26 protein-coding genes are annotated in these 20,284 nt (G+C 62.6%); 25 read left to right on the top strand and 1 reads right to left on the bottom strand.

Features of this window, described 5'->3' with window-relative positions; translation table 11 throughout:
* Positions 1–14: 14 nt before the first annotated feature.
* Positions 15–1,310 (top strand): methyltransferase regulatory domain-containing protein, encoded by a 1,296-nt coding sequence (locus J2X56_RS02645; protein WP_310158059.1) that lies wholly within the window; start codon positions 15–17, stop codon positions 1,308–1,310.
* Between the two features lie 159 nt (positions 1,311–1,469).
* Positions 1,470–1,952 carry a hypothetical protein gene (locus J2X56_RS02650; protein ID WP_310158061.1) on the top strand — a complete coding sequence of 161 codons (483 nt, stop codon included), beginning with the start codon at positions 1,470–1,472 and terminating at the stop codon, positions 1,950–1,952.
* 94 nt (positions 1,953–2,046) lie between these two features.
* Here the strand turns inward: J2X56_RS02650 and J2X56_RS02655 are convergent, their stop codons facing one another.
* The gene (locus J2X56_RS02655) at positions 2,047–2,655 is read right to left on the bottom strand and encodes an RNA polymerase sigma factor (RefSeq protein WP_209568916.1); all 609 of its coding nucleotides are present in this window, start codon (positions 2,653–2,655) and stop codon (positions 2,047–2,049) included.
* Positions 2,656–2,943: 288 nt separating this feature from the next.
* Here J2X56_RS02655 and J2X56_RS02660 point away from each other — a divergent pair, with 288 nt between their 5' ends.
* From J2X56_RS02660 to J2X56_RS02770, 23 genes are all read left to right on the top strand, one after another.
* Entirely contained in the window at positions 2,944–3,747 is an 804-nt protein-coding gene (locus J2X56_RS02660) for a hypothetical protein (RefSeq protein ID WP_245201951.1), read from the top strand.
* A 363-nt stretch (positions 3,748–4,110) separates the two neighbouring features.
* Complete coding sequence (locus tag J2X56_RS02665) at positions 4,111–4,617, top strand: hypothetical protein (RefSeq protein ID WP_245201952.1); 507 nt, start codon at positions 4,111–4,113, stop codon at positions 4,615–4,617.
* Between the two features lie 10 nt (positions 4,618–4,627).
* Positions 4,628–4,954, top strand: a complete 327-nt coding sequence (locus tag J2X56_RS02670; RefSeq protein ID WP_209568911.1) for a hypothetical protein — start codon at positions 4,628–4,630, stop codon at positions 4,952–4,954.
* Positions 4,951–5,403, top strand: coding sequence for a hypothetical protein (locus tag J2X56_RS02675; protein WP_310158062.1), 453 nt, complete (start codon positions 4,951–4,953; stop codon positions 5,401–5,403). Before J2X56_RS02670 ends, J2X56_RS02675 begins: the two co-directional genes overlap by 4 nt.
* Positions 5,404–5,425: 22 nt before the next feature.
* Complete coding sequence (locus J2X56_RS02680) at positions 5,426–5,692, top strand: hypothetical protein (protein WP_245201953.1); 267 nt, start codon at positions 5,426–5,428, stop codon at positions 5,690–5,692.
* Between the two features lie 8 nt (positions 5,693–5,700).
* A complete protein-coding gene (gene sctV, locus J2X56_RS02685) occupies positions 5,701–7,791 on the top strand; it encodes a type III secretion system export apparatus subunit SctV (protein WP_310158064.1) in 2,091 nt (696 codons plus the stop codon).
* Positions 7,792–7,992: 201 nt separating this feature from the next.
* Positions 7,993–8,457: a hypothetical protein gene (locus J2X56_RS02690; protein WP_209568903.1), complete on the top strand. Its 465-nt coding sequence runs from the start codon at positions 7,993–7,995 to the stop codon at positions 8,455–8,457.
* A gap of 68 nt (positions 8,458–8,525) precedes the next feature.
* Positions 8,526–8,951: a hypothetical protein gene (locus tag J2X56_RS02695; protein ID WP_245201955.1), complete on the top strand. Its 426-nt coding sequence runs from the start codon at positions 8,526–8,528 to the stop codon at positions 8,949–8,951.
* Positions 8,952–9,006: 55 nt separating this feature from the next.
* Positions 9,007–10,044, top strand: coding sequence for an FHA domain-containing protein (locus J2X56_RS02700; RefSeq protein WP_209568901.1), 1,038 nt, complete (start codon positions 9,007–9,009; stop codon positions 10,042–10,044).
* Between the two features lie 77 nt (positions 10,045–10,121).
* Positions 10,122–11,450 (top strand): FliI/YscN family ATPase, encoded by a 1,329-nt coding sequence (locus J2X56_RS02705; protein ID WP_375166062.1) that lies wholly within the window; start codon positions 10,122–10,124, stop codon positions 11,448–11,450.
* The gene (locus tag J2X56_RS02710; protein ID WP_310158070.1) at positions 11,447–11,950 is read left to right on the top strand and encodes a hypothetical protein; all 504 of its coding nucleotides are present in this window, start codon (positions 11,447–11,449) and stop codon (positions 11,948–11,950) included. The genes J2X56_RS02705 and J2X56_RS02710 overlap by 4 nt, the downstream gene beginning before the upstream one ends.
* 3 nt (positions 11,951–11,953) lie before the next feature.
* Positions 11,954–12,571: a hypothetical protein gene (locus J2X56_RS02715; protein ID WP_245201956.1), complete on the top strand. Its 618-nt coding sequence runs from the start codon at positions 11,954–11,956 to the stop codon at positions 12,569–12,571.
* 75 nt (positions 12,572–12,646) lie between these two features.
* Positions 12,647–13,744: a type III secretion system cytoplasmic ring protein SctQ gene (gene sctQ / locus J2X56_RS02720; RefSeq protein WP_310158072.1), complete on the top strand. Its 1,098-nt coding sequence runs from the start codon at positions 12,647–12,649 to the stop codon at positions 13,742–13,744.
* The gene (gene sctR / locus J2X56_RS02725) at positions 13,738–14,397 is read left to right on the top strand and encodes a type III secretion system export apparatus subunit SctR (protein ID WP_209568893.1); all 660 of its coding nucleotides are present in this window, start codon (positions 13,738–13,740) and stop codon (positions 14,395–14,397) included. Before sctQ ends, sctR begins: the two co-directional genes overlap by 7 nt.
* 41 nt (positions 14,398–14,438) lie before the next feature.
* A complete protein-coding gene (gene sctS / locus J2X56_RS02730; protein WP_209568892.1) occupies positions 14,439–14,702 on the top strand; it encodes a type III secretion system export apparatus subunit SctS in 264 nt (87 codons plus the stop codon).
* 13 nt (positions 14,703–14,715) lie between these two features.
* Entirely contained in the window at positions 14,716–15,510 is a 795-nt protein-coding gene (sctT, locus tag J2X56_RS02735) for a type III secretion system export apparatus subunit SctT (protein WP_209568890.1), read from the top strand.
* A complete protein-coding gene (gene sctU, locus J2X56_RS02740; protein ID WP_310158076.1) occupies positions 15,507–16,619 on the top strand; it encodes a type III secretion system export apparatus subunit SctU in 1,113 nt (370 codons plus the stop codon). Before sctT ends, sctU begins: the two co-directional genes overlap by 4 nt.
* Positions 16,616–17,218 (top strand): hypothetical protein, encoded by a 603-nt coding sequence (locus J2X56_RS02745; RefSeq protein WP_209568886.1) that lies wholly within the window; start codon positions 16,616–16,618, stop codon positions 17,216–17,218. The genes sctU and J2X56_RS02745 overlap by 4 nt, the downstream gene beginning before the upstream one ends.
* 83 nt (positions 17,219–17,301) lie before the next feature.
* Complete coding sequence (locus J2X56_RS02750) at positions 17,302–17,703, top strand: EscI/YscI/HrpB family type III secretion system inner rod protein (RefSeq protein ID WP_209568884.1); 402 nt, start codon at positions 17,302–17,304, stop codon at positions 17,701–17,703.
* 3 nt (positions 17,704–17,706) lie between these two features.
* Positions 17,707–18,669: a type III secretion system inner membrane ring lipoprotein SctJ gene (gene sctJ, locus J2X56_RS02755; RefSeq protein ID WP_310158077.1), complete on the top strand. Its 963-nt coding sequence runs from the start codon at positions 17,707–17,709 to the stop codon at positions 18,667–18,669.
* Positions 18,666–19,292: a hypothetical protein gene (locus tag J2X56_RS02760; RefSeq protein WP_310158078.1), complete on the top strand. Its 627-nt coding sequence runs from the start codon at positions 18,666–18,668 to the stop codon at positions 19,290–19,292. Before sctJ ends, J2X56_RS02760 begins: the two co-directional genes overlap by 4 nt.
* 31 nt (positions 19,293–19,323) lie before the next feature.
* Positions 19,324–19,932, top strand: a complete 609-nt coding sequence (locus tag J2X56_RS02765; protein ID WP_209568880.1) for an HrpE/YscL family type III secretion apparatus protein — start codon at positions 19,324–19,326, stop codon at positions 19,930–19,932.
* A 124-nt stretch (positions 19,933–20,056) separates the two neighbouring features.
* Positions 20,057–20,284 carry a hypothetical protein gene (locus J2X56_RS02770; protein ID WP_209568878.1) on the top strand — a complete coding sequence of 76 codons (228 nt, stop codon included), beginning with the start codon at positions 20,057–20,059 and terminating at the stop codon, positions 20,282–20,284.

Genomic DNA, 20,284 nt, shown 5'->3' on the forward strand with positions numbered 1-20,284 from the left:
GACAAAGAGGAACTATGGAGTGCAAGCAAGCGTATGTCGCCGGCATCGATGATCCGAGCGGTTTCTACCGGGAGGCAAGCCCGGTGCATTTGAGTTTTTCCTGCGTTCTCCATGGTGTGGAACCGGTAGCGCTGGATCGCCCGTTCAACTATCTGGAGCTGGGGTGGGGACCGGACCTGGCTGCCAGCGCGCTGGCGGCAGCCAATCCCCAGGGGCGCTTCTACGCAATCGATTGCAGACCCGCCCAGATGCAGTGCGCGCGGGAACCAACACAGGTCGCTGAACCGGACAAGCTCTGCGTACTGGAATACAGCGTCGCTGAGGTCGCTGCCAGGCTGACCGAATTGCCGCCGATGGATTTCATCGCTCTGCGCGGCCTCTACAGCCGGGCCGGTGCCGGCCAGCCCCAGTGTATCGTCGACCTGATCTCCCGCTGTCTCAAGCCGGGCGGCATCGTCTGGCTGAACTATGACGCCATGCCGGGATGGAGCCCCTCCTTGCCGCTGCAGCGCCTTATCCGTGAACGGGCCTGCAGCGATGGCCCTGCCACGCACAAACAGATGTCAGCGGCACGCGAGATGGTGCAGCAACTGCAGGCAGCGGGGGCAAGCTTTTTCGATGGCAATCCCAATCTGCAGTACCAGCTCGATTCGCTGCGCCAGGAAGAGGGCGGCTATCTGGCCCAAGCATGCCTGAGCGAGGGTTGGACGGCGTTCTATCATGCCGACGTCGCAAGAGTAATGGCCGGGGCCAAGATGGATTACGTGGGCCCGGCAGACCTGGCGCAGGCCTTTCCCCGGCTCTACCTGACGCCACAGCAGCAACAGTTGCTGGCGACGATGGACGATCCCATCCTGCGCGAAACGGTCAAGGACTACCTGTGCAACACCAGTTGGCGCTCGGATATCTACCTGCGCGGGGTGCGGCGTATGACTTCTTCGCGGCGCGAGCTTTGGCTGCGTCAACTCGGTCTGTCGCTGACCAGCTTGCCGGACAGCCTCACGCTGGATCTGGAATTGTCCATCGGCATGGTCAAGGCCGATCCTCGTTTCTATGAGCCGGTGCTCAATGCGCTGGTACGGCGACCACACAGTCTGGTGGAGCTGGCCGAGATTCCAGCCCTGTTCCCGCTGCGGCTGGAAGACATTGGCCAAATGGCCGCATTGCTGACAGCCTCGGGCCAGGCCGGCGTTCATTTTCTCGGCGCTGGTGAGCTGCCGGTCGCGCCGGTGCCGCGCCTCGCTGCTGCCCAGAGCGATGCGATCATCATGCGGTATGCGTCGGCAGGGCGCACCCTGCACAAACGCTGATGCGTGCGACAAGGGCGCGCTGGCGCGCCCGGATATTGCCTGGCGTCATCATTACGAGGCGTTGAGAAGCCGCGCCGGCCCACGGCGTTTCGCGGTTAGAATAACGGCTGCATTGGGCGGGCGCGCTGCGCCTGGCCAATCATGACCCGGGGAGGACCGTTGGCCATTCCCGTTTGCAACGATAGCGAGACGCCACCATTGGATAGTGAAGAAGAGAAGTCTGGTCCGTACGGCGAGACCCACATTGAAGGGGTCAACCGCCTGCTGCGCGAGCTCATCGGCTTGACCGGCCAACCTGACGCGAGCGTGGCGGTGCTGGAGTTGCAGCTGGGCGAGATTTTCACGCGGACCCTGATCGATCCCGACACCTCGGATCACCACCTTGCCATCACGGCCTTGCTGCCCCGTTGCGAGCAGCCGCATTACCTGCCGCGCATGTTTTCTCCGCCGGGCGCACCGCCCCTGCCACCGCATACCGATTTCCTCTGGCATGCCGATCAGGGCTGCTATATCGTTGTGCAGCGCATCGCCGTGGACGCATTGGCCGACGAACGCAGCATCATGGATGCCATCCTCCTCACCGCCGACATTGCCCGCGACTACCATCTGGCGATCAATGCCGGTGCCGCCTCGGGTGGCTAGGGCGTATTTCCGCTGTTTCCTTAACGACGTCCTGTAACTCAGCTACGCTCAGGCGCGCCTGCCCCTAACGAACAGGGCAGGCCCATGTCTCGCATCAGGCGTACAGACTGTGGCTCAGCGGCGCGCTGCCATATTTGCTGCGCACGGTGGCGCGTACGCGCGAGACCCGTGAGCGTACGGTACCAATCGGAATGTGCAGGTGCTCGGCGGCTTCCTCGTAGGTCGCATCGCCATCGAGCACGGCCTCGAAAGTGGCGCGGATCTTGACGGGCAATTCGTTGAGCAGGTTTTCGACCTTCTCGGCCATCTGGCGCATTTCATAAAGCACGGCCGGATCCGCGTGCGTATCGACAATCTGTTCCATGAAATTCTCATCGACGGCATCGCAGCGGTCGGCGATGTTGCGACGGACCTGGTTGCGTGCCAGGTTGAGGGCAATGCCGAACAGCCATGTCGAAGGCTTGGAGAGCCCGGAAAAGCGATGCGCGCATTTGCTGGCTTCGATGAACGTGTTTTGTACTACGTCTTCGGCATCTTCATGGCTGCCGACATAGCGCTGGATGAAGCGCAACAAGTGAGTTCTGTGTTCGGTATAGAGTTGAACGACATCGATGGGGACGATTTGAGCGGCCGCTTGTTCCTGGGCGTACTCGTCATGTTTCTCTGCGCTGTCGTGCAGTTGTTCTTCGAATGCTTGATTCATTTGCTCCTCCTTGGAAAATCGAGGGGTGGGTGGGGGCAGGGTCACGCCGCGTTGGCGGGCGAACCTTGCTGGTTGGGGCGGAAGATAGCAGCGACAGATCAAGTTTCATCAAAACGGTGAACATTCATGAGACTTTGAAAAATGTTGAGGAAGCTCTTCATCATTGATGAGAAATTTCCGGAACCGGAGATGTTAGGGTAGCCACCGACAAGATTGCGCACCCGTCACCGGGGCCGCAGTGAGGGGAAGGAACCATGGACGCGGGCCGAGCCACTCAGGGCCATGAACATGAAAATCATCCCCTTCGATAGCCTCGACAACCTCAGCCCGGACACCACCCTGCCCAGGCCGCATCTGCGTCACGGCCATCGTCCCGGCATGGATCCCTTGGGCAATGCCAATACGACGGCCGAACTCAGTCCGCTCGATGCGCTGGAGGTCCTGGCCGGGGTTCAGGAGGGACTGGCGTTCAGCCGCAAGAGCCTGCGGCAGCGCCTGCGCGCACCGGTGCGCGCACAGACCCAGCAAAAGCTGTCCACGCCCGCACGCAAGTCCAAAGTCAGAGTGAGCGAGAAGGAACACCGCGACGAGGACGAGGAAGAACTGTTCGCGCCAATCGAACAGACCCTGGATCTGCTGCGCAACGGGGCGGACCGTGAGCGCCAGGCGGAGGTGGAGGCCATGCTGGCCAGGCATTTCGATCCGCTGCAGCGCTACCACGTGTTCTACGAGGCCTTGGAACAGATTGAACAGAATCCGCAGGGTGGCGGCAAAGACCGGGCGATCAAGAAGGCACTTACGGCGATGATGAACAATCTCACCGAGCGCCATCCCCATGAGCTCAGACGCGCCTTGCAGCAGAGCGATGAGATGGTCAGTTCGCTCGAAGCGATGGCCGGCGAGGATGGTATCTCCGCCAGCGGACCCAGCACGCGCGAGCTGCGTTTCCTGATCGGCGCAAAGTCCAAGGGCAATTTCGATGCGCCGCTGACACCACTGACCATGCTCAAGGCACTGATCCGTAATTTCGGACCGACCAAGTGCGAGCAGGCGCTGAGCAGCTTGCGGGCACGCATGATGGCCGGCTTCTGAGCCTCTTCACAACATGAAATGAAAGCGAACACCAATGCAACGAGTACCGACATGGCCCGCGCTGCGACAACACCGAGGCGGGGCCGCGGCATGAGTCTCCGATTCGATTTTGCCGTAGCCGAGGCGCTGCGACGCAAGCTCCTGGATGGGTGGCAACCTGCCCACGGGAGCGAGCTGCACGGCCTTGGCCAGCTATCGGCCATGTTGCGCAGACCGGAATTTTGAAACAACCCCGGCACGCGCAGCGTACCGCCGTCCTTCACACGGAGTGCTGATGTCAGCGCCTGCTGAGAAGGCGGGCGCATTTTTCATGCAATTCTTCGTCGGTGTTTTCATCCACTCGCCGGAACAGGAAGACTCAAGATGAAATCGGATTTGCGCAAGAATCCGCATCGGAGCATAGGGCGCTACTGGCTCACGATGTCCGATGCCTCGGCCTTTACGCTGGTGCGATCGGGTATTGCCATCGCCGATGAGTTGCGCGTGGCGCTGTGCGACAAGGAAAAGCTGTTGATCACGCAAAGCAGCGCGGAATTGGCGGTACTGATGCTTACCGCAGCAGAAGCGGGCTGGGGCAAGGGCAAGGTGGCGCATCTGGTGTCGCAGATGGTGGATGTGCGCAAGCTCGACAACCACGGCAAGGGCAGGGTGTATCTCCTGATCCGGGATGCCATGACGCGCTTGCCCATGATTCTGTGGCCGCAGGAAAAAATGCAGATGCGCCGCGAATTGCTGGAGGAGCTGACCCGTCAGATCAATCTCTACCAGGACGATGCGCCCAGCGTGATGACACGAGACGAGGTTCGCGAGCGCCAGTGGCGTGAATCGGTGCTGGCCATGCGCCAGCGGGAAACCAGGATCAGGAGCTGAGAGCAGGGAGATGGAAGAGATTCTCACCACGATGATTCATGACGCCAGCTTGCAGAAGGTGGTAGCCACCCGGCGTCGGGAGGATGGCCTGGTGCTGTTCGTCTATCCGCTGGCCGAGGGCGTCATTGTCGGGATGGGCGGCACGCGCGAGGGGGCTGCGTCTGCCAGGCAGATCTTGAGCCGACGCGCAGAAGATCTGGAGCGGTATGGCGCCTGGTTGCCCGCCATGTTCACCGACGGCAGCCTTTACGTGCTGCAGCGACTGAGCAGCGTCCATGAGCAAGTCCCGCCACTGGACGATGCGGCGCTGGCCATTGCAGAGGAGTTGCTCAATTGATCCATCAGAAACTCAGTGCCAGTGATCCGGGCTATCTGGCCGGGTTAGATGAACTTGGGGATATCCATAGCCTTCCCCAGCTGCCGGTCACCCGCAAGGCGCTGCCGGAGTTGTTGCCGGTCGAGCAGGAGAATTCGCTGCCCCCCCTGGATCTGCCGGTCGATCCGGGGATGGTGGTGCTCAACCGCCTGCTTGGCCCCGAATGCTCCTTCGACAGCCCGGCATGGAGCCTCAACCCGGTGCCGTGCATGCGCCAGCTGCAGAAGGTGCTGATCGCCCATTCGTTGCAACTGCCTGAACAACAACGCGGCCCCTGCCTGACCGCAGTACGCAGGATCAACGACAACATCGACTGGCGTCTGCGCCTGCAGCAGATGCGACGCAGCCACGCCGAGGGACCGTCCATTCAGCAAGACCAGGAAAATGATGAGAAGAAAGAGACCGCATGATGCCCTCTCCGAGGAACGGCTCATGGCCATCGCTCTGGTCTGGGGCTACTTCAGCGCCTACCAGTACGAAGCGGCCTTTGAGCTGGCCCAGGGCTGCCTGCAAGTGTGGCCGGACGAACCGAAACTGTTCCTGATGGCGTCCTATGCGGCGACCGAATTGCTTGAGCCGGTGGACCGACAGCGTCTTCTGACCATGCGCAATACGGAAAACGCAGCCTGGATCGACCTGATCCTCGCCAGGCTCAATGCAGGCGAGGCGTCCCAGGCGCTCTGCGCCACCAATCGCTAGGGGAAGGCATGCAAGGAATCGGGATACTGATGGCGCTCAACAAGTTTGCTGCCAAACTTGCCCAGCGCGCCGAACTGATCGTCGCCGCCTTCGTCATCGGCATCGTGTTCATGCTCGTGCTGCCCATGCCGGTATGGCTGCTGGACATGCTCATCGCCTTGAGCCTGTGCATCTCCGGCCTGATCGTGATCGTGGCCATGTACATGCCCGGGCCCACGGCCTTTTCCACCTTCCCGGCGGTGCTGCTGCTGACGACGCTGTTCCGGCTGGCCATCTCGGTCTCGACCACGCGTCTGATCCTGCTGGAAGGCGACGCCGGCCATATCGTCGAGACCTTCGGCAACTTTGTCGTCGGCGGCAACCTGGTGGTGGGTCTGGTGATCTTCCTGATCCTGACGGTGGTGCAGTTCATCGTCATCACCAAAGGCTCGGAGCGGGTCTCGGAAGTATCGGCACGCTTTTCGCTGGATGCCATGCCCGGCAAGCAGATGTCCATCGACAGCGATCTGCGCGCCGGTATCCTGACGGCCGAGGAAGCCAAGCAAAAGCGCGCCAAGCTGGGGCAGGAAAGCCAGCTGCACGGGGCCATGGATGGCGCCATGAAGTTCGTCAAAGGGGATGCCATCGCCGGCATCTGCATCGTGGCCATCAACCTCATCGGCGGCATCTCCATCGGCATCATCCAGCGCAATCTGGATGCTGCAGAATCGATGCGGGTCTATTCCATCCTCTCCATCGGCGATGCCCTCATCGCGCAGATCCCGGCCCTGCTGATCTCGCTGGGCGCTGGCGTGATCACCACCCGGGTCAGCAAGGATGAGGAAGCGGGCAAGAGCACCAATATCGGCCGCGATCTGGTCGGCGAGTTGTTTGCCGAGCCGCGGGCTCTGCTGACGGCGGCGGCCATCATGCTGTTGTTTGCAGCCATCCCCGGCATGCCCAGCATGGTCTTCGTCATCCTGGCGCTGGCGCTGTTCGTGGCCGGCATGGTCGGGGTCCTCAAACCGCTGGCCGATGCCCAGAGCAAGCTGGAGGCCGAGGAGATCGAGCGCGCCAACGCCGGCATCGTCGACCTCACCAATTTCTCGGCCACCACCCCCTTTACGTTGCGCATGCCCGAAGCCATGCGCAACACGCCGGAGGCCGAAATCATTCGCTCGGCGGTACGCATCATGCGCAACGGATTGCTTGAGCGGCGTGGCATCCCGGATCTCAAGCCCATCGAGTTCGAGTTCCATACCGCTGTGCCGGAAGGTCGCGTGCAATTCCTGATGGCCGAGGTTCCCCTGATCGATGAACCCATCATGTTGGGCTGGGGTGCGACCCGCGAGAATCTGGAGCGGGTGACCGAACTGGGCTTCGAGGCGCACGAACGCAATATCGCCGGATCACGCCGCCGCCGCGTCTGGCTGCGTCTGGACGATGAAGAAAAACTGGCCCAGACGGGCGTGCCGGTACAGCGCTGGGAACACGTCTTCTCTGCCGATATCGAGGTGGAGATGCTGCGCAACTGCCAGATGTTCGTCGGCGTCAACGAGGTCATCCGCTTCACGCGCTGGGCCGAGCGGCGTTACCCCGAACTGGGCAAGGAGGTCATCAAGTCGGTGACGCTGCCGCGGCTCACTGAAGTGGTACAGCGCTTGACGCGCGAAGGCGTCGCCCTGCGTAATGCCCGCCTGCTGCTGGAAACCACGCTGGACTGGGCACCCAAGGAACGCGATCCGGATGTCATCGCAGACTATGTGCGGCTGGCATTCAAGCGCCAGCTCTGTTTTGAGGTCGCCAGGGAGGGGCTCATCGAAGTCATCCTGCTGTCTCCGGAACTGGAGGACAAGCTGCGCAATGCGATGCGCCAGACCAGCCAGGGCAGCTACCTCGACATCGATTCGGAACTGGAACAGATGTTTCTGGACCGCCTCAACGAATTGTCTTCCAACGTCAGTACCCCCATCACGCCACCGGTACTGGTGACCGCCGCCGACATCCGGCGCTCGGTGCGCAAGCTCATCGAGGAAGAATTCTTTCCGGTGCCGGTCTTCGCTTTTTCCGAGCTGACCCAGCATGCCAAGGTGAAACCGGTCGGAATGATCGAGATCTGAGCCGGGCAGGGCAGCTCGCCACTGCACCACCGTGGAACTTGTTGCCACAGACCGACATAAAGAAGGGTAGGTCTTCTCCGTCCCGCCCCGCTGCAAGTGTGCAGTCAGACTGGATGCCCGCAGCCGCAAGGCGACGACGGTGAAGATGTCAGGGGCCGCCATCACGGCGCTCATCGCAATTCATCTGTTGGAGCAACAATCATGGCTTTTCATGTCAACTCCTCGGGAGCACCCGAGATTCATCACGATCATGCCGCAGAGACCGGATCCCCGTCCCTGCTGGCCAAGGTCTCGCGTCAGGCGGTGTCGCTATCGCGGCGGTTCATGGTGGCGTATGCCGCCTTCAGCCTGAAGCATCTCGAACACACCATGCGTGCATTTTCGACACGCAATGGCGAGGCGCACGATACCCGCACCTTCTACGCCGGCATCTTTGCGCACGCAAGGCAACGACTGCAAGTCAAGCAATACAGCGTCGAACAGGACCTGCTCAGGATCTTGACGTTGCTGGAGGCGCGGGGGCCGGGCGCACCGCATGGTGCGCATGCAACGGCAACACCGCCGGCCTTCACGGACGTGCTGGAAGCCTTGGCAGGCCAGCGCCAACGCGACGCGGAGGCCGCCGCATCGGCGGCAGAGCGGCATGATCGCCGCGGACAAAGCTGATGACACTGGCGTTTCAGCACACCGTCCTTTCGCCTATCCCTATCGCTTGATTCAACGGAGTGTAATTCATGAGCTTTTCTGCAAAAGAAGTACCAGCCCAGCCGCCCGCCTCACCGATGACCCGGGAGCAGGCGCAGAACATCATCGACCGGGCGAGCAAGGACAGCTTTCTGGCACAGGAGATCGATCAGCTCAGGGAGAAATGCTGCCTGTTCATCGGGGAAGTCATGCAGGAGGTCAATCAGGCGCTGGCCGAAAAGGAAAAACGTACCCCGGCCCTGCTGCGCAGCAAATCTGACAGCGCCATTTCCTTGCAAGCGGCCGGCCGCGAGCGCGAGAAGCTGGCCAAGCAGCGCCGCGAACTGGCCGAAGCCATGGTCATCGGGGCCTTGCTCAACAGTGACAATCCCGGCTGGAATCCGCTCGACCCATCGACCGCCAGGAGCGGCGGAGGCAGCCTTTTGCTGGCACTGCTCAAAAGTGCCGAGTTCTGAGCCTGCAGGGGCAACCACATCACCGGTTCACTCTTGAATTTGATGGAGCATTGTCATGCATGAAATGCGGATTCTGAATGGTTATCTTCGCGGTGCAACTATCCCGCTTGGCGACCAGGTCTGCATCATCGGTGCCAGCGACGAGGCCGATGTGGTCCTGGCGGACCCTGGCATTGCCACACGCCACGCCAATGTGTCGCTGAGCCCCGAGGGCTGGACACTGGAAGCGCTGGACGGCCAGCTGCGCAATGCCGAGGACAACCACCAGCGTGATTTCCTCAAGCTGGAGGTCGACGATTTCGCACGCCTCGGTCCGATCTGGCTGACCGTCACCGAAGAAGGCACACCCTGGCGTGATCCTCCCCCGGAGCCGGTCGACAGCGTGGCCGAGGTGCCAGATGCGCCGATCCCGCACGCTGCGGAAGACGACGAGGTGCACCACGCGGTCACGGACGCCACCGTGATCAGCGCAGATGAGGCCACGGCCACGCCGTCGGCAGAGACCTTGCCCACCGCACCCACCAACACCAAACGCGGGCGTCGCCTGTTGTTGCTGCCCTTGTCGCTGGCCGCGTTGCTGTCGGCGGCAGCGGCCTATGCCATCACCCGCCATTACCCGGTCGACGCGGAGCAGAGTTTGAGCGCCAATGAGCGGCTGCTGCCGCCGATTGGTACCACCGCGGCCATGGAGCCGCCCGCTGCCAGGATGACGCCTGAACAGTTGCGTGCGGCCTTTCGCAAGCGGCTGGCGGAGGTGGATCTGCTCAAGCGTTTCAATCTGCAACTGGACGATCACGAGTGGGTATTGCAGGCGGCCCTGGATGAAGACGAGAGCGAACGCTTCCAGCGCATGCTCAGCAGCTTCGTGCGTGCGCATGACATTGACTTCCCGGTCAGGGTCAAGATCGGCAGCGCCGAATCGATGTTGCCGTTCCGCATCCAGCAGGTGATTTCCGGCAGCAATGCCAGCATCGTCACCGAGGATGGCCGGCGTCTCTATATCGGCGACGAATATCGCGGCGTCGTCCTGGCCGCCATCGACAACAACCAGGTCAGCTTCACCGGCCGCCACAACATCAACGTCCGATGGTAAGCCCGACGCTAAGCCCGATGCCAGCCACGACCGCAGCCGTCGACGATGCCGATCCGTTGGAACGCAAACTGCAACACATGCGTCGGCAGCTCGGCGCATGGCGCCAGAGTCTGCCTCTGCGACCGGGGTTCGTCAGCTTCGGCAAGGTATCGCAGGTGCTGGGCACCCTGGTGGAAGCCCACATGCCGCCGGTCCAGATCGGTGAACTCTGCCATCTGCGCGACCCGCATGTGGAAGGTCCGCCCATCCTGGCCGAAGTGGTGGGTTTCACCGACAAGGCGGCGATCCTGTCGGCCTTGAGTCCGCTGGAAGGGGTCTCCAGCAGCACCATCATCGAACCCTTGCGGCGCGCTCACAGCATCGAGGTAGGGGATCACCTGTTCGGTTGCGTGCTGGACGGATTCGGTCGCTGGATGTTTCGCGCGCCGGCAGCGGCGGAGAACGTGGCGACCTGGCGCGCCATCTCGCCGGTCATGCGCGACGCCCCCAAGGCCACCGACCGGCCACGCATCTCGGTGCCGCTGGCCACGGGCGTACGGGCCATCGACGGTCTGCTGACCATGGGGACGGGACAGCGTATCGGCGTCTTCGCGGGGCCCGGATGTGGCAAGACCACGCTGATGGCGGCCATTGCGCGCGGCTGTGAAGCCCAGGCCATCGTCTTCGGACTGATCGGCGAGCGTGGCCGTGAGCTCAACGAATTCCTGGAACATGAACTGGATGCCGAACTGATCCGCAAGACCGTGGTGGTCTGCGCGACGTCCGACCGTACTTCGATGGAACGGGCGCGCGCGGCCTTTACCGCTACCGCCATCGCCGAGGCTTTCCGCGATCGCGGCATGAAGGTATTGCTGCTGGTGGACTCACTGACCCGATTTGCCCGTGCCCAGCGCGAAATCGGCCTGGCCGCCGGCGAGCCACCGGCCCGGGGCGGCTTCACGCCCTCGGTCTACACCATGTTGCCGCGCCTGATCGAGCGCGCCGGGGGGACGCCGCAGGGTTCGATTACGGCGATGTATACGGTGCTGGTGGATGGCGAATCGGTATCCGATCCCATCGGCGACGAAGCCAAGTCGTTGCTGGATGGTCATATTCTGCTGACCCGCAAACTGGCCGAACAGGGGCATTACCCGGCCATCGATGTGCTGGCCAGCATCAGTCGGGTGATGAGCAATGTGACCACCCGCGAACACCGCAAGGCGGCATCGCATTTCCGGGAACTGATGGCGCGCTATCAGGAGATGGAGCTGCTCATCCGCCTGGGTGAGTACAAGAGCGGTACCGACCCGGTAGCCGACCGCGCCGTCAAGCTGCGGGACGAGCAACTGGCCTTCCTGCGCCAGGATACCAGCAGCAGTGCTCCCTTCCAGCCGACGCTGGACAAGCTCATGGAATTGCAGGCATGACGACCGCACATCAGATCGCGGGCGGGATCGGACGTCGCGGCCGCCGTGAGGTCATCGATGTACTCGAACGCAAGCGCGAGGACCGGCGGCTGGATCAGTTGCTCCATGTGCGCAAGCAGCGTCTCGGGCGTCTGGAGCGCGAGCGCAACGAGGCCCGCCAGGCCTGGCGGGCCTCGCGCAATCAGTTGCGGCAGGCACGGCAACTCTGGCGTGACATGCTGGCCCGCACTCAGGAGCAGTGGCAGCAGTCGCGCCGCGAGTTCATGCAGATGACACTGACCACCGGCCAATTCAATCGCGCCAAGGCGCTTTACAAGCGCATGCAGGCGGAAAGCGCCCAACTGTATCTGCGCTGCCAGGAATGGGTACAGCGCTGCCGCCAGGCACGCAGCGTCTTTTTCGAGGCACGGCGCAAGGTGCTCGAAGCCAACCGGCAGCAGGAAAAACTGAGCGTCTTGCGCGACGAAATGCGTGCGCAGGCGCAGATGATGGAGCAATGACGGATGTCACCTCAAACCATTTCTTCGGTCATGGAGCACCTCTGCGGCGAGCCGCTGCCGGTGCAGCGCTCACCGGCCAATCGCGCGCCGCCATTCACGGCACACTTGCCGCCGGTACGGCCGGCACCGGCGGCGGCTCCCTCGCATGCTCAGCCAGGCACGCAGAACAACCAGCGTCCACGTACGCCCGCGAGCCCCCGGCGGGTGACCCGGGAGCGTTCGGCCATGTCGGGCAGCGGCGAACGCGCACCGGCCAGTGCCAGCGATACAGCGCGTATGGATGGCTGCATCGTGTTGCCAGAGGACAGACAGCAGGAGCATTCCGGGGAGGACGACAGCCAGCCGGAAGAGGGACTGGGCAGCACGGACGCGACGTCAAATTTCGATACCGAGGCCTTGCTCGATCTGCTGCCTGTGCAGGCCCAGAGCGGCGTCTTTGAGGTCATCCTGCCCGGTGGCGAGACGCTGGCCGTGCTGACCGACCTGAGGGAGTCTCTGGCCTCGTTCCTGCTGGCGGCCGGGAGCGATCGGCTGCGCGAGATCCTGCTTGGCAAAAGAATGGAACTAGAAAAGGGGCTGGCGCAACGTATGGGCAGAAGCGTGCGACTGGCCGTGCTCTAGCTGGATGGCCAACAGACCGGGTGCCAGCCCTAATGCGGACACCTACGATCAACCATGCAGCAGGATGCCCCATTCATGTCCTATACCGTTGCCGGCGACCTTCCGGAGCAGAACGGCGAGTCTGCCCGATTGACCACGAATCCTCTTCTGCGCCGCGCACCCAAGGTCTCTGCCAGCCTGGCGGCGCTGACGCGCAAGGTCGGACGCGGGTTGCTCATGGTGCTGCCGGACCAGCAGGGCGAGCTGACGCTGCGTCTGGCCACAGGCAATGCAGCGTCGCAGACAGCAGACATCCCGCTCCTGCTGTCGGGACCGGCCGGTTCCGTGTGGCTCGACGACGGCATACGCTGGTTGCGCGTACTCACCGGCATCGACCTCACTGCGGCGCTGGCCGATCCATCAACTCAGGAATGTCCGCCGTGGTTGACCGCTGCCGTCGCCGCCAGATTGCAGGGCAGCCCGTTGTACCGGACCGCACGGATCAGGTCTGCACAGATAGCCGATGCATCAAAGGTTTGCACCCTGGAATTGAGCCTGCAGCAAGACGCTCATGTGATGCTGGGCAGTCTGCACGCGGCGCCGCAAACCTGGCTGCGCTTGCTGGAGGACTGTGACCTCACCGCACTGCGCGCGCCAGAAGACGATTTTTTTGCGATCCCGTGGCACCAACCCGTGTTGCTCGGATGGCACCGACTAAGTGATGCGGACTACGCCGCACTGGCGCCGGGGGACATCATCTTGCCCTCCCGTCCTGCCTTCCAGAGCAATGGCACGGGCAGGCTCAATCTGGCCGGGCGCAGCTGGCGTGTACGTTATCTCGCTCCCGCGCAACTGCAACTCATCTCACCGGAGTCAAGCTTGGATATGGAATCAGCAGAGGATCTCGATTACGACGCAGCGCCGGATTCCCCCGCAGGTGAGGGCATCGCGGAAGTCGACGCGCCCGCCGTGCTGGAAGCGTTGTCGCTGACGCTGACCTTTGAACTGGGACGCATCGCCTTGCCGCTGGGAGCGGTGCGCAGTCTGGCCCCGCAATCGATTCTTGCCTTGCAGTCCGGCCAACCGGGCGACATCGGCATCTTCTGTGGAGGCCGCCGGGTGGGACAAGGCGAAGTGGTGGATGTGGATGGCGCGCTGGGCATTCGTATCGTCCACTGGGGTGGGGCATGCTGAACAATCAGTTCGACGTCGTATCGTTTTCTGTCCTGCTGGCCCTGCTGGCGCTGATCCCGCTGCTGGTGGTGACGACCACCTCGTTCCTGAAAATTTCGCTGGTGCTGCTGGTCCTGCGCAACGCCATCGGGGTGCAGCAGGTGCCGCCGACACTGGCCATCTATGGCATCTCGCTGGCGCTGAGCGTGTTTATCATGGCACCGACGGTACAGGAGATCGGGGTGCACGCGTTACAGATGGAGTCCTCGCCGGTCACGTCACGGACCACACCATTGCTGGTGAGGGCGCAGGAATCATTCGAGCCGCTGCGCAAATTCATGATGAAGGTCAGCCGACCGGAACAGCGCGAGCTGTTTCTTGCATCGGCCAAAAAACTCTGGCCCAAGGACGTGGCCAAGGAGGCGCGCCCCAGCGATGCGCTGATCCTGATCCCGGCCTTCGTGGTATCGGAACTGCAGGCCGGCTATGAGATCGGCTTTCTGATCTATATCCCCTTCGTGATCATCGATCTGCTGATTTCGAATCTATTGATGGCGCTGGGCATGCAGCAGGTCAGCCCGCAGACCATCACCATTCCCCTCAAGCTGCTGCTCTTCACACTGGTGGCCGGCTGGGGCAAGTTGCTCAATGCGCTGGCGCTGTCCTATGTGTGACAGGTCTTCCGGGTTCGGCGCAATTTCACAAGAAAGCGAAGATGGCTGATACGCTCAATTTTTTCCAGCAAGGCCTTTGGATGGCAGTGATGATGTCGGCACCGCCGCTGGTCATCGCCACGCTGTGCGGCGTGGTGGTCTCACTGATCCAGGCGGTGACCCAGATCCAGGACCAGACGCTGCCCTATGTGGTCAAGCTGGTGGCGGTGGCCGTCACGCTGGCGACCATGGGCCGCTGGATCGGTGTGGAACTGCTGCGGCTGGCGGACCTGGCCATGACCATGGTCCCCGACATCGGCCGCTGAGACTGCAGCGCCCATGCAATCTTCCACCCTGATCGACCTGCATGCGGTGATGGTGACCGTTGCCATCGTCACGCCGCGCGTGCTGGTGTGCCTGGTGATTCTGCCCGGCTTCGGCCTGAACGTGCTGACCGGGATGGTCAAGAACGCCACCGCCATGGCCATTGCGCTGCCGGCTGCGGTACCGACCTTTCTGTTCGTGCAGGACCGCGTTCCCGATTTCCTGCTCTCGGCCATGCTGGCCTTCAAGGAAGCCATGATCGGTCTGCTGTTCGGTGTCTTGATGGCGCTTCCGCTGTGGGTCACGCAGTCCATCGGATCGATCTTCGACATGCAGCGCTCACCCATCCAGATCCAGGCCAACAACGCCAGTGTGGACCGCGATGCCAGTGCCATCGGTGCCATGCTGCTGCAAGCGGTGGTGCTGGTGATGGTGCAGGCCGGACTGTTTTCGGCACTGGCGCGCATCCTGCTGGAGAGCTATGCCCTGTGGCCTGCCTACACCTTGCTGCCGCCTTTTGAGGCTGGGCATTTCGATGTCCTGGTCAAGCGCTTCGGCGAGTTCCTGTGGTATGTCGTGGTGTATGGCGCGCCGGTCATCATTCCCCTGATGCTCATCGAATTCGCCTTCGCCATCATCGGGGTATTCGCCTCCAATCTGCAGGTCTCGTTCGCGTCCGCCCCCATCAAGAGTCTGGTCGGCTTGCTGATCCTGCTGATGTACTGGGCCACTTTTTCGCATCACGTGACCGGCGACTTTTCCCATCTGCTGGACCTGCTGGCCAGCCTGACCGATGCGGGGAAGCGATGAGTGACGAAAAGAACGAAGAACCTACCCACAAGAAGATCGAGGATGCCAGGAAGAAGGGCCAGATCGCCGTCAGTCGGGATCTGGCACGGCTGGCCATGCTGGTGGTGGTGGCCGAACTGGCGTTGTCCACCGAATCGCTCTGGCGCGGTGCCATCTCCAACCTGATGGAGGCCGGCATCCATGGAGTGGGACAGGATTTCATCCCGGTGGCCATGTCCATCCTCAGTTCGGCCGGCATCTTCGTGGCTATCGTCGTGGCCACCTGCTTTGTGGTCTGCATCGTCATCGGCGTGGCCGCCCACTGGGGGCAGTTCGGTATGCTGGTGGCCAGCGAGGCGCTTACGCCCAAGTTCGACAAGCTCAACCCGGTCAATGGTCTCAAGCAGATCATCTCCAAGAAGAAGCTGGTGGAGCTGATGACCACCGTGGGCAAGGCGCTGTTGATCGGCTGGATCGTCTACGTGCTGGTGCGCGGGAATCTGGCCAACATCGTTTCTCTCTCCAGCGGCGATCCCAAGGACAGCTACTACGGTTTTCTGACCATCCTGCGGTCCATCTTCCACGTCGTCATCGTGGTCTGTCTGTGTCTCGGTCTGGTCGACTTTGCCATCCAGAAGTACTTCCACAAGAAGGAACTCATGATGGACAAGGAGGAAATCAAACGTGAGCACAAGGAGTCCGAGGGCGATCCGCTCATTAAGGGGCAGCGCAAGCGGCTGGCGCGTCAGTGGGCCAATGAGGCACCGGCGGCCAAGACCGCCAATGCCAACGCCGTAGTGGTCAATCCGACCCACTTCGCGGTGGCCCTTTACTACGATGCAGGCCAGCAGATGGTTCCGCAGGTACTGGCCAAAGGCAAGAACGAGACGGCGCGGGCCATGATCCGGCGCGCACGCGAATGCGGCATTCCGGTGATTCGCCATGTCTGGCTGGCCCGTCACCTGTACGCCCACTGCGATGAGGATACGGTGATCCCGCGAGAAACCTACGAGGCCGTCGCCCATGTCTATGCCGTGGTGCACGAGCTGGTGGCCAGTGCCCGCACCGACCGCCACGTCGAGCTGGAAAGTCACGGCATCAAACCGGATTCATCGGAAGGGCCGCCATGATGAAAATGCCCGACTATCTCAGCAGCGCCGAGCAGACGACAACGCCGGGAACCGCCCGAGAAAGCCTGTCCCGACGCACCATCAAGGCGACGCTGAGCCATACCGTCACCCGGGTGCGCGTGAGCGGCAAGGAGAACCCCGACAGTTCGGAGACCGGTGCGGCACGTACCGACATCGGAGACATCACGAGTTTCAGTTGCACCGTCCAGCTGGAGATCATCGGTGATATGCAAGCGACCGCATTACCTGTATCGCCTGCGCCCCAAGCAAGGTCCGGGGAGGCTGGCGGTCTGCTGCCGGGCGAAGCGGACGGGCCATGCGATGACAACGCCGGCATGGTCACGGGCGGCACCGAACGCGACGCGGGAGAAGAGACCATCATCGGCAGCGGTGATCGCGCCCATCATCTTGCGCTGAAGGACACCCAGGTCTCGGTGTCCTTGCGATCTTCCCGCATAGTAACGCCGCCACTGATCGCGCCCGGTGCGCCCTTGTCGCCGAGCCAGCGGCAACGTCGCTGCCTGCAGTCCGGGTTCTGCGATCCCTCCTCGCCGCTAGGCTGCGGCGGGCAATTTTGCGACCTGCTCCCCGACTTCTGAGCGCGGGCAGGGCGGAACCAGCAGTGCGCCAGCGACCACTCAGGAAGGAGTCAAGAGCTGCCATTTCCTGGAGAGGCGAAAACATGAGTGTGATGACAGAGGCTGGCAGCGCCGGCTATTCCTTTGAAACGCTGGGCAAGAACAATAACGTGACGCTGGACTTGCAGCCCGTCAATGCAGCCGACAGCAGCGATTTCCGTGCTGCCCTGGCGCGCCATCTGAACAACGATCCGGCGCATATCAAGACCGACAACGCCTCGCTGGGTTCGGCCATCGTTGATCGCACCACGCACCTGGCTGCGGAGATCAAGCAGGACCAGCAGTACGTCTCCAAGCTGCTGGAACAGGCCACCCGTACCGGCGACTCGATGCAGTTGATGAAAGCGATGATGGCACTCAATGATTTCCAGCTACGGGTGCAGACCGTGTCCAAGGTCGTCTCCAAGGCGGTGACCTCGGTTGATTCGCTCACCAAGCTCCAATAAACCATGCGCCTGCGACCACTGGCCAATTTCCTGCCCCTGCGCCCGCGATCACGTTGCAGCAACCGGCTGCTGGCACAGCTGCCGCGCCTGGCGGCGATTCTGTTGCTGCTGCTTCTGCTGTCGGCCTGCTCACGATCGGTCAATCTACAGGCCGGTCTGTCCGATGGCGATGCCAACGAAATCGTTCTGGTGCTCAATCGCAAGGGCATCAGCGTCGAGAAGCAGAAGAGCAAGGAGGGCGTCACGCTGATCGTCAAGGAAGATGATCTCTCGCGCGCCACCGAAACCATGAACGAGGCGGGCCTGCCGCGCCGCAACCTGTCCAACCTGGGGGAGGTGTTCAAGAAGCAGGGGATGATTTCCACCCCCATGGAGGAGCGTATCCGCTACATTCACGGGCTCTCCGAGGAACTGGAGTCAACGCTGCAGCAGTTCGACCATGTTATCTCGGCGCGCGTCCATGTGGTCCTGCCGGAGCGGATTGCACCGGGCGAACCGATTCAGCCGTCGTCAGCGGCGGTATTCGTCAAATATCGTGCACCGCTGGACGAGGATATGGTCATGCCGCGCATACGCAAGCTGGTGGCCTCCAGTATTCCTGGCCTGAGCGGCGAGGAGGGACGTGCCAAGGTCTCGGTGGTGATGATGCCCGGCGAGGTGCCCACGGCGGGCATCGAATGGACCACGCTGGGGCCCTTCGTGGTGGCCGTCTCCTCAGTGAGGGCGCTGGGCCTGACCCTGCTGGGGCTGGTTTTGCTGGTCCTGCTGGGGGGCGGCTGGCTGGCATTCCTGCATGTGCAGCGCAATCCCAAACTCATGTTGATGATCGCCCGGCTCGCCATGCGCAAGGCCAAGTCCGCAGATCCAACCGAACCGACCACGACCAAGGCCACGGCTGCGCCGACTTCGCCAGCCCCCGCAGCCGCAACGGCGATAGCGGGCAAGGCAGGGCAGGGCAAATCGTGACCGATCTGGTTCCCGAGCCTGCACCACCGATATTGAGTCAGGCTTTTCTCGACTGGTGGTTCGCCCCCTGGCAATACCTTGATCTGGCCGTCTTGCCGGGGATGAGCGCCACTCTCGTGGCCAGGCGCGACAGTTATCGTGCCTGGTGTGAACGCGCCGCGCTGGCCCCGGACCTGCCGCGCCTGTTCAATCCCGGCTGGCAGAGTGCGGCCAGCCAGCAGGGGCTGGAGTTGCGCCGTCGTGCCGGACTGTTCGGCGGCCTGTTCGCCGCGCGGGAGCACCAACAGTCGGTTCTCGGTACGCTGACCCGCGACCAACAGACCTGGTGTCAGCGCATCTCGCTGGCCCAGCCGCTGACGCGCTGCGTCCCCCGGATCAGCAGCCCCGACGGTGCTCAGGCAGACGCCGTCCTGGTCGGACTGGCCGAACTGGCGTGGCGGCTGCAACAACATTTCCCCGGTATGTGGGCGCGCCTGCGCGGCTTGCTGGATCCATCCGAACGCAGCCGCATCGACAGCGCCTTGCCCGCTGCGGCCCAATCACCGGTGGCCGAATCAGCCGCTGCCGCCCGGCGTGCACTGCGGTGTTGGCAGTCCTGTTGCACGCGTGCGCAGCAAGAATGAGATCGCCCGCGTTTTATGAAAGTGACGACCCATGAGCGACTTTGCCGTGCAGCGTGTGACCGTGCCGGATCAACTGCGTGCGCACCACGGTGTGCTGCGCCTCACCGGGCTGACCGTGACCAGCGATGCGGCGCAACTGGCAGAGCAGATGCTGGCGCAGGCCCGCGACGAGGCTGAGCTGATACGCGAACAGGCCGCAGAAGACGCCAGGCATGCCGTAAAGCGACAGCAGGAGGAAGTCGCGCAACGCGGGACTGCGTTGCTGGAGGGATTGCAACGAGCGCAGCACGACATGCTGGAGCGCATCGAAGAGGTCGTCGTGGATCTGGCGCAGGACGTGATGGAGTGCCTGCTGCTGGAGCTTGCCCCGCGTGACCGCATCGCCGCCATGCTGCGCAGGGTAAGTCAGGAGGCGCCAGCCAAGCTGCACGAGGCGGTACTGTGGGTCCACCCGGACGACCAGCAGCTGCTGCCGGCTTCGCCCTGGGAGATCCAGACCGATTCCGCGCTGGCCCCGGGCAGTTGCCGCCTGGAGGCGGCCAGCGGGGAGTGGCGCAGCGACTTTGCGCTGGCGGTGCAGGCTTTGCGCGATGGTCTGGCCGCTGCCCGCACCCACCTCGGAGCCCAAGATCCTTCATGAGCAGTGGTGGCAGAACACATCGACCCGGCAGATAGCGAGCTCGCAAAAAATCCGAACTGAAGTCCAGGCCGCTGCCACCTATCCGCCGTAAGCCCCCTGTCATCCACATGAGGAGATGAGCGTCATGTCGAGCAATCCGGTACTGCAGAATCTACGCCACATGGACAAGAAGTTCGATGAGATCAGCCAGAAGATCAACGACTTCAACCGCCAGCAGGTCGACGGCGAGATGCCTGATCCGGCCACCTTCATGGATCTGCTGCAAAAGCAATCCGTCACCAAAAGCGCCATGAGCGCCCAGTTCAATCTGCTGCAAAAGCCGTTGAAGACCGTCCTCAACGAAACCAAGTAA

This window comes from Herbaspirillum sp. 1173 (assembly GCF_031455335.1).
In the GTDB taxonomy this organism is placed as follows: domain Bacteria; phylum Pseudomonadota; class Gammaproteobacteria; order Burkholderiales; family Burkholderiaceae_D; genus Herbaspirillum; species Herbaspirillum huttiense.

Bases quoted from the DNA above. Each gene is read 5' to 3' on its own strand.
- J2X56_RS02705 (WP_375166062.1), top strand. From the start codon at position 10,122: ATGCGTCGGCAGCTCGGCGCATGGCGCCAGAGTCTGCCTCTGCGACCG.
- J2X56_RS02670 (WP_209568911.1), top strand. From the start codon at position 4,628: ATGGAAGAGATTCTCACCACGATGATTCATGACGCCAGCTTGCAGAAG.
- sctR (WP_209568893.1), top strand. From the start codon at position 13,738: ATGCTGAACAATCAGTTCGACGTCGTATCGTTTTCTGTCCTGCTGGCC.
- J2X56_RS02695 (WP_245201955.1), top strand. From the start codon at position 8,526: ATGAGCTTTTCTGCAAAAGAAGTACCAGCCCAGCCGCCCGCCTCACCG.
- J2X56_RS02680 (WP_245201953.1), top strand. From the start codon at position 5,426: ATGGCCATCGCTCTGGTCTGGGGCTACTTCAGCGCCTACCAGTACGAA.
- sctU (WP_310158076.1), top strand. From the start codon at position 15,507: ATGAGTGACGAAAAGAACGAAGAACCTACCCACAAGAAGATCGAGGAT.
- sctT (WP_209568890.1), top strand. From the start codon at position 14,716: ATGCAATCTTCCACCCTGATCGACCTGCATGCGGTGATGGTGACCGTT.
- J2X56_RS02750 (WP_209568884.1), top strand. From the start codon at position 17,302: ATGAGTGTGATGACAGAGGCTGGCAGCGCCGGCTATTCCTTTGAAACG.
- J2X56_RS02710 (WP_310158070.1), top strand. From the start codon at position 11,447: ATGACGACCGCACATCAGATCGCGGGCGGGATCGGACGTCGCGGCCGC.
- sctQ (WP_310158072.1), top strand. From the start codon at position 12,647: ATGTCCTATACCGTTGCCGGCGACCTTCCGGAGCAGAACGGCGAGTCT.
- J2X56_RS02655 (WP_209568916.1), bottom strand. From the start codon at position 2,655: ATGAATCAAGCATTCGAAGAACAACTGCACGACAGCGCAGAGAAACAT.
- J2X56_RS02660 (WP_245201951.1), top strand. From the start codon at position 2,944: ATGAAAATCATCCCCTTCGATAGCCTCGACAACCTCAGCCCGGACACC.
- J2X56_RS02645 (WP_310158059.1), top strand. From the start codon at position 15: ATGGAGTGCAAGCAAGCGTATGTCGCCGGCATCGATGATCCGAGCGGT.
- J2X56_RS02765 (WP_209568880.1), top strand. From the start codon at position 19,324: ATGAGCGACTTTGCCGTGCAGCGTGTGACCGTGCCGGATCAACTGCGT.
- J2X56_RS02745 (WP_209568886.1), top strand. From the start codon at position 16,616: ATGATGAAAATGCCCGACTATCTCAGCAGCGCCGAGCAGACGACAACG.
- sctV (WP_310158064.1), top strand. From the start codon at position 5,701: ATGCAAGGAATCGGGATACTGATGGCGCTCAACAAGTTTGCTGCCAAA.
- J2X56_RS02770 (WP_209568878.1), top strand. From the start codon at position 20,057: ATGTCGAGCAATCCGGTACTGCAGAATCTACGCCACATGGACAAGAAG.
- sctS (WP_209568892.1), top strand. From the start codon at position 14,439: ATGGCTGATACGCTCAATTTTTTCCAGCAAGGCCTTTGGATGGCAGTG.
- J2X56_RS02690 (WP_209568903.1), top strand. From the start codon at position 7,993: ATGGCTTTTCATGTCAACTCCTCGGGAGCACCCGAGATTCATCACGAT.
- J2X56_RS02715 (WP_245201956.1), top strand. From the start codon at position 11,954: ATGTCACCTCAAACCATTTCTTCGGTCATGGAGCACCTCTGCGGCGAG.
- J2X56_RS02665 (WP_245201952.1), top strand. From the start codon at position 4,111: ATGAAATCGGATTTGCGCAAGAATCCGCATCGGAGCATAGGGCGCTAC.
- J2X56_RS02700 (WP_209568901.1), top strand. From the start codon at position 9,007: ATGCATGAAATGCGGATTCTGAATGGTTATCTTCGCGGTGCAACTATC.
- sctJ (WP_310158077.1), top strand. From the start codon at position 17,707: ATGCGCCTGCGACCACTGGCCAATTTCCTGCCCCTGCGCCCGCGATCA.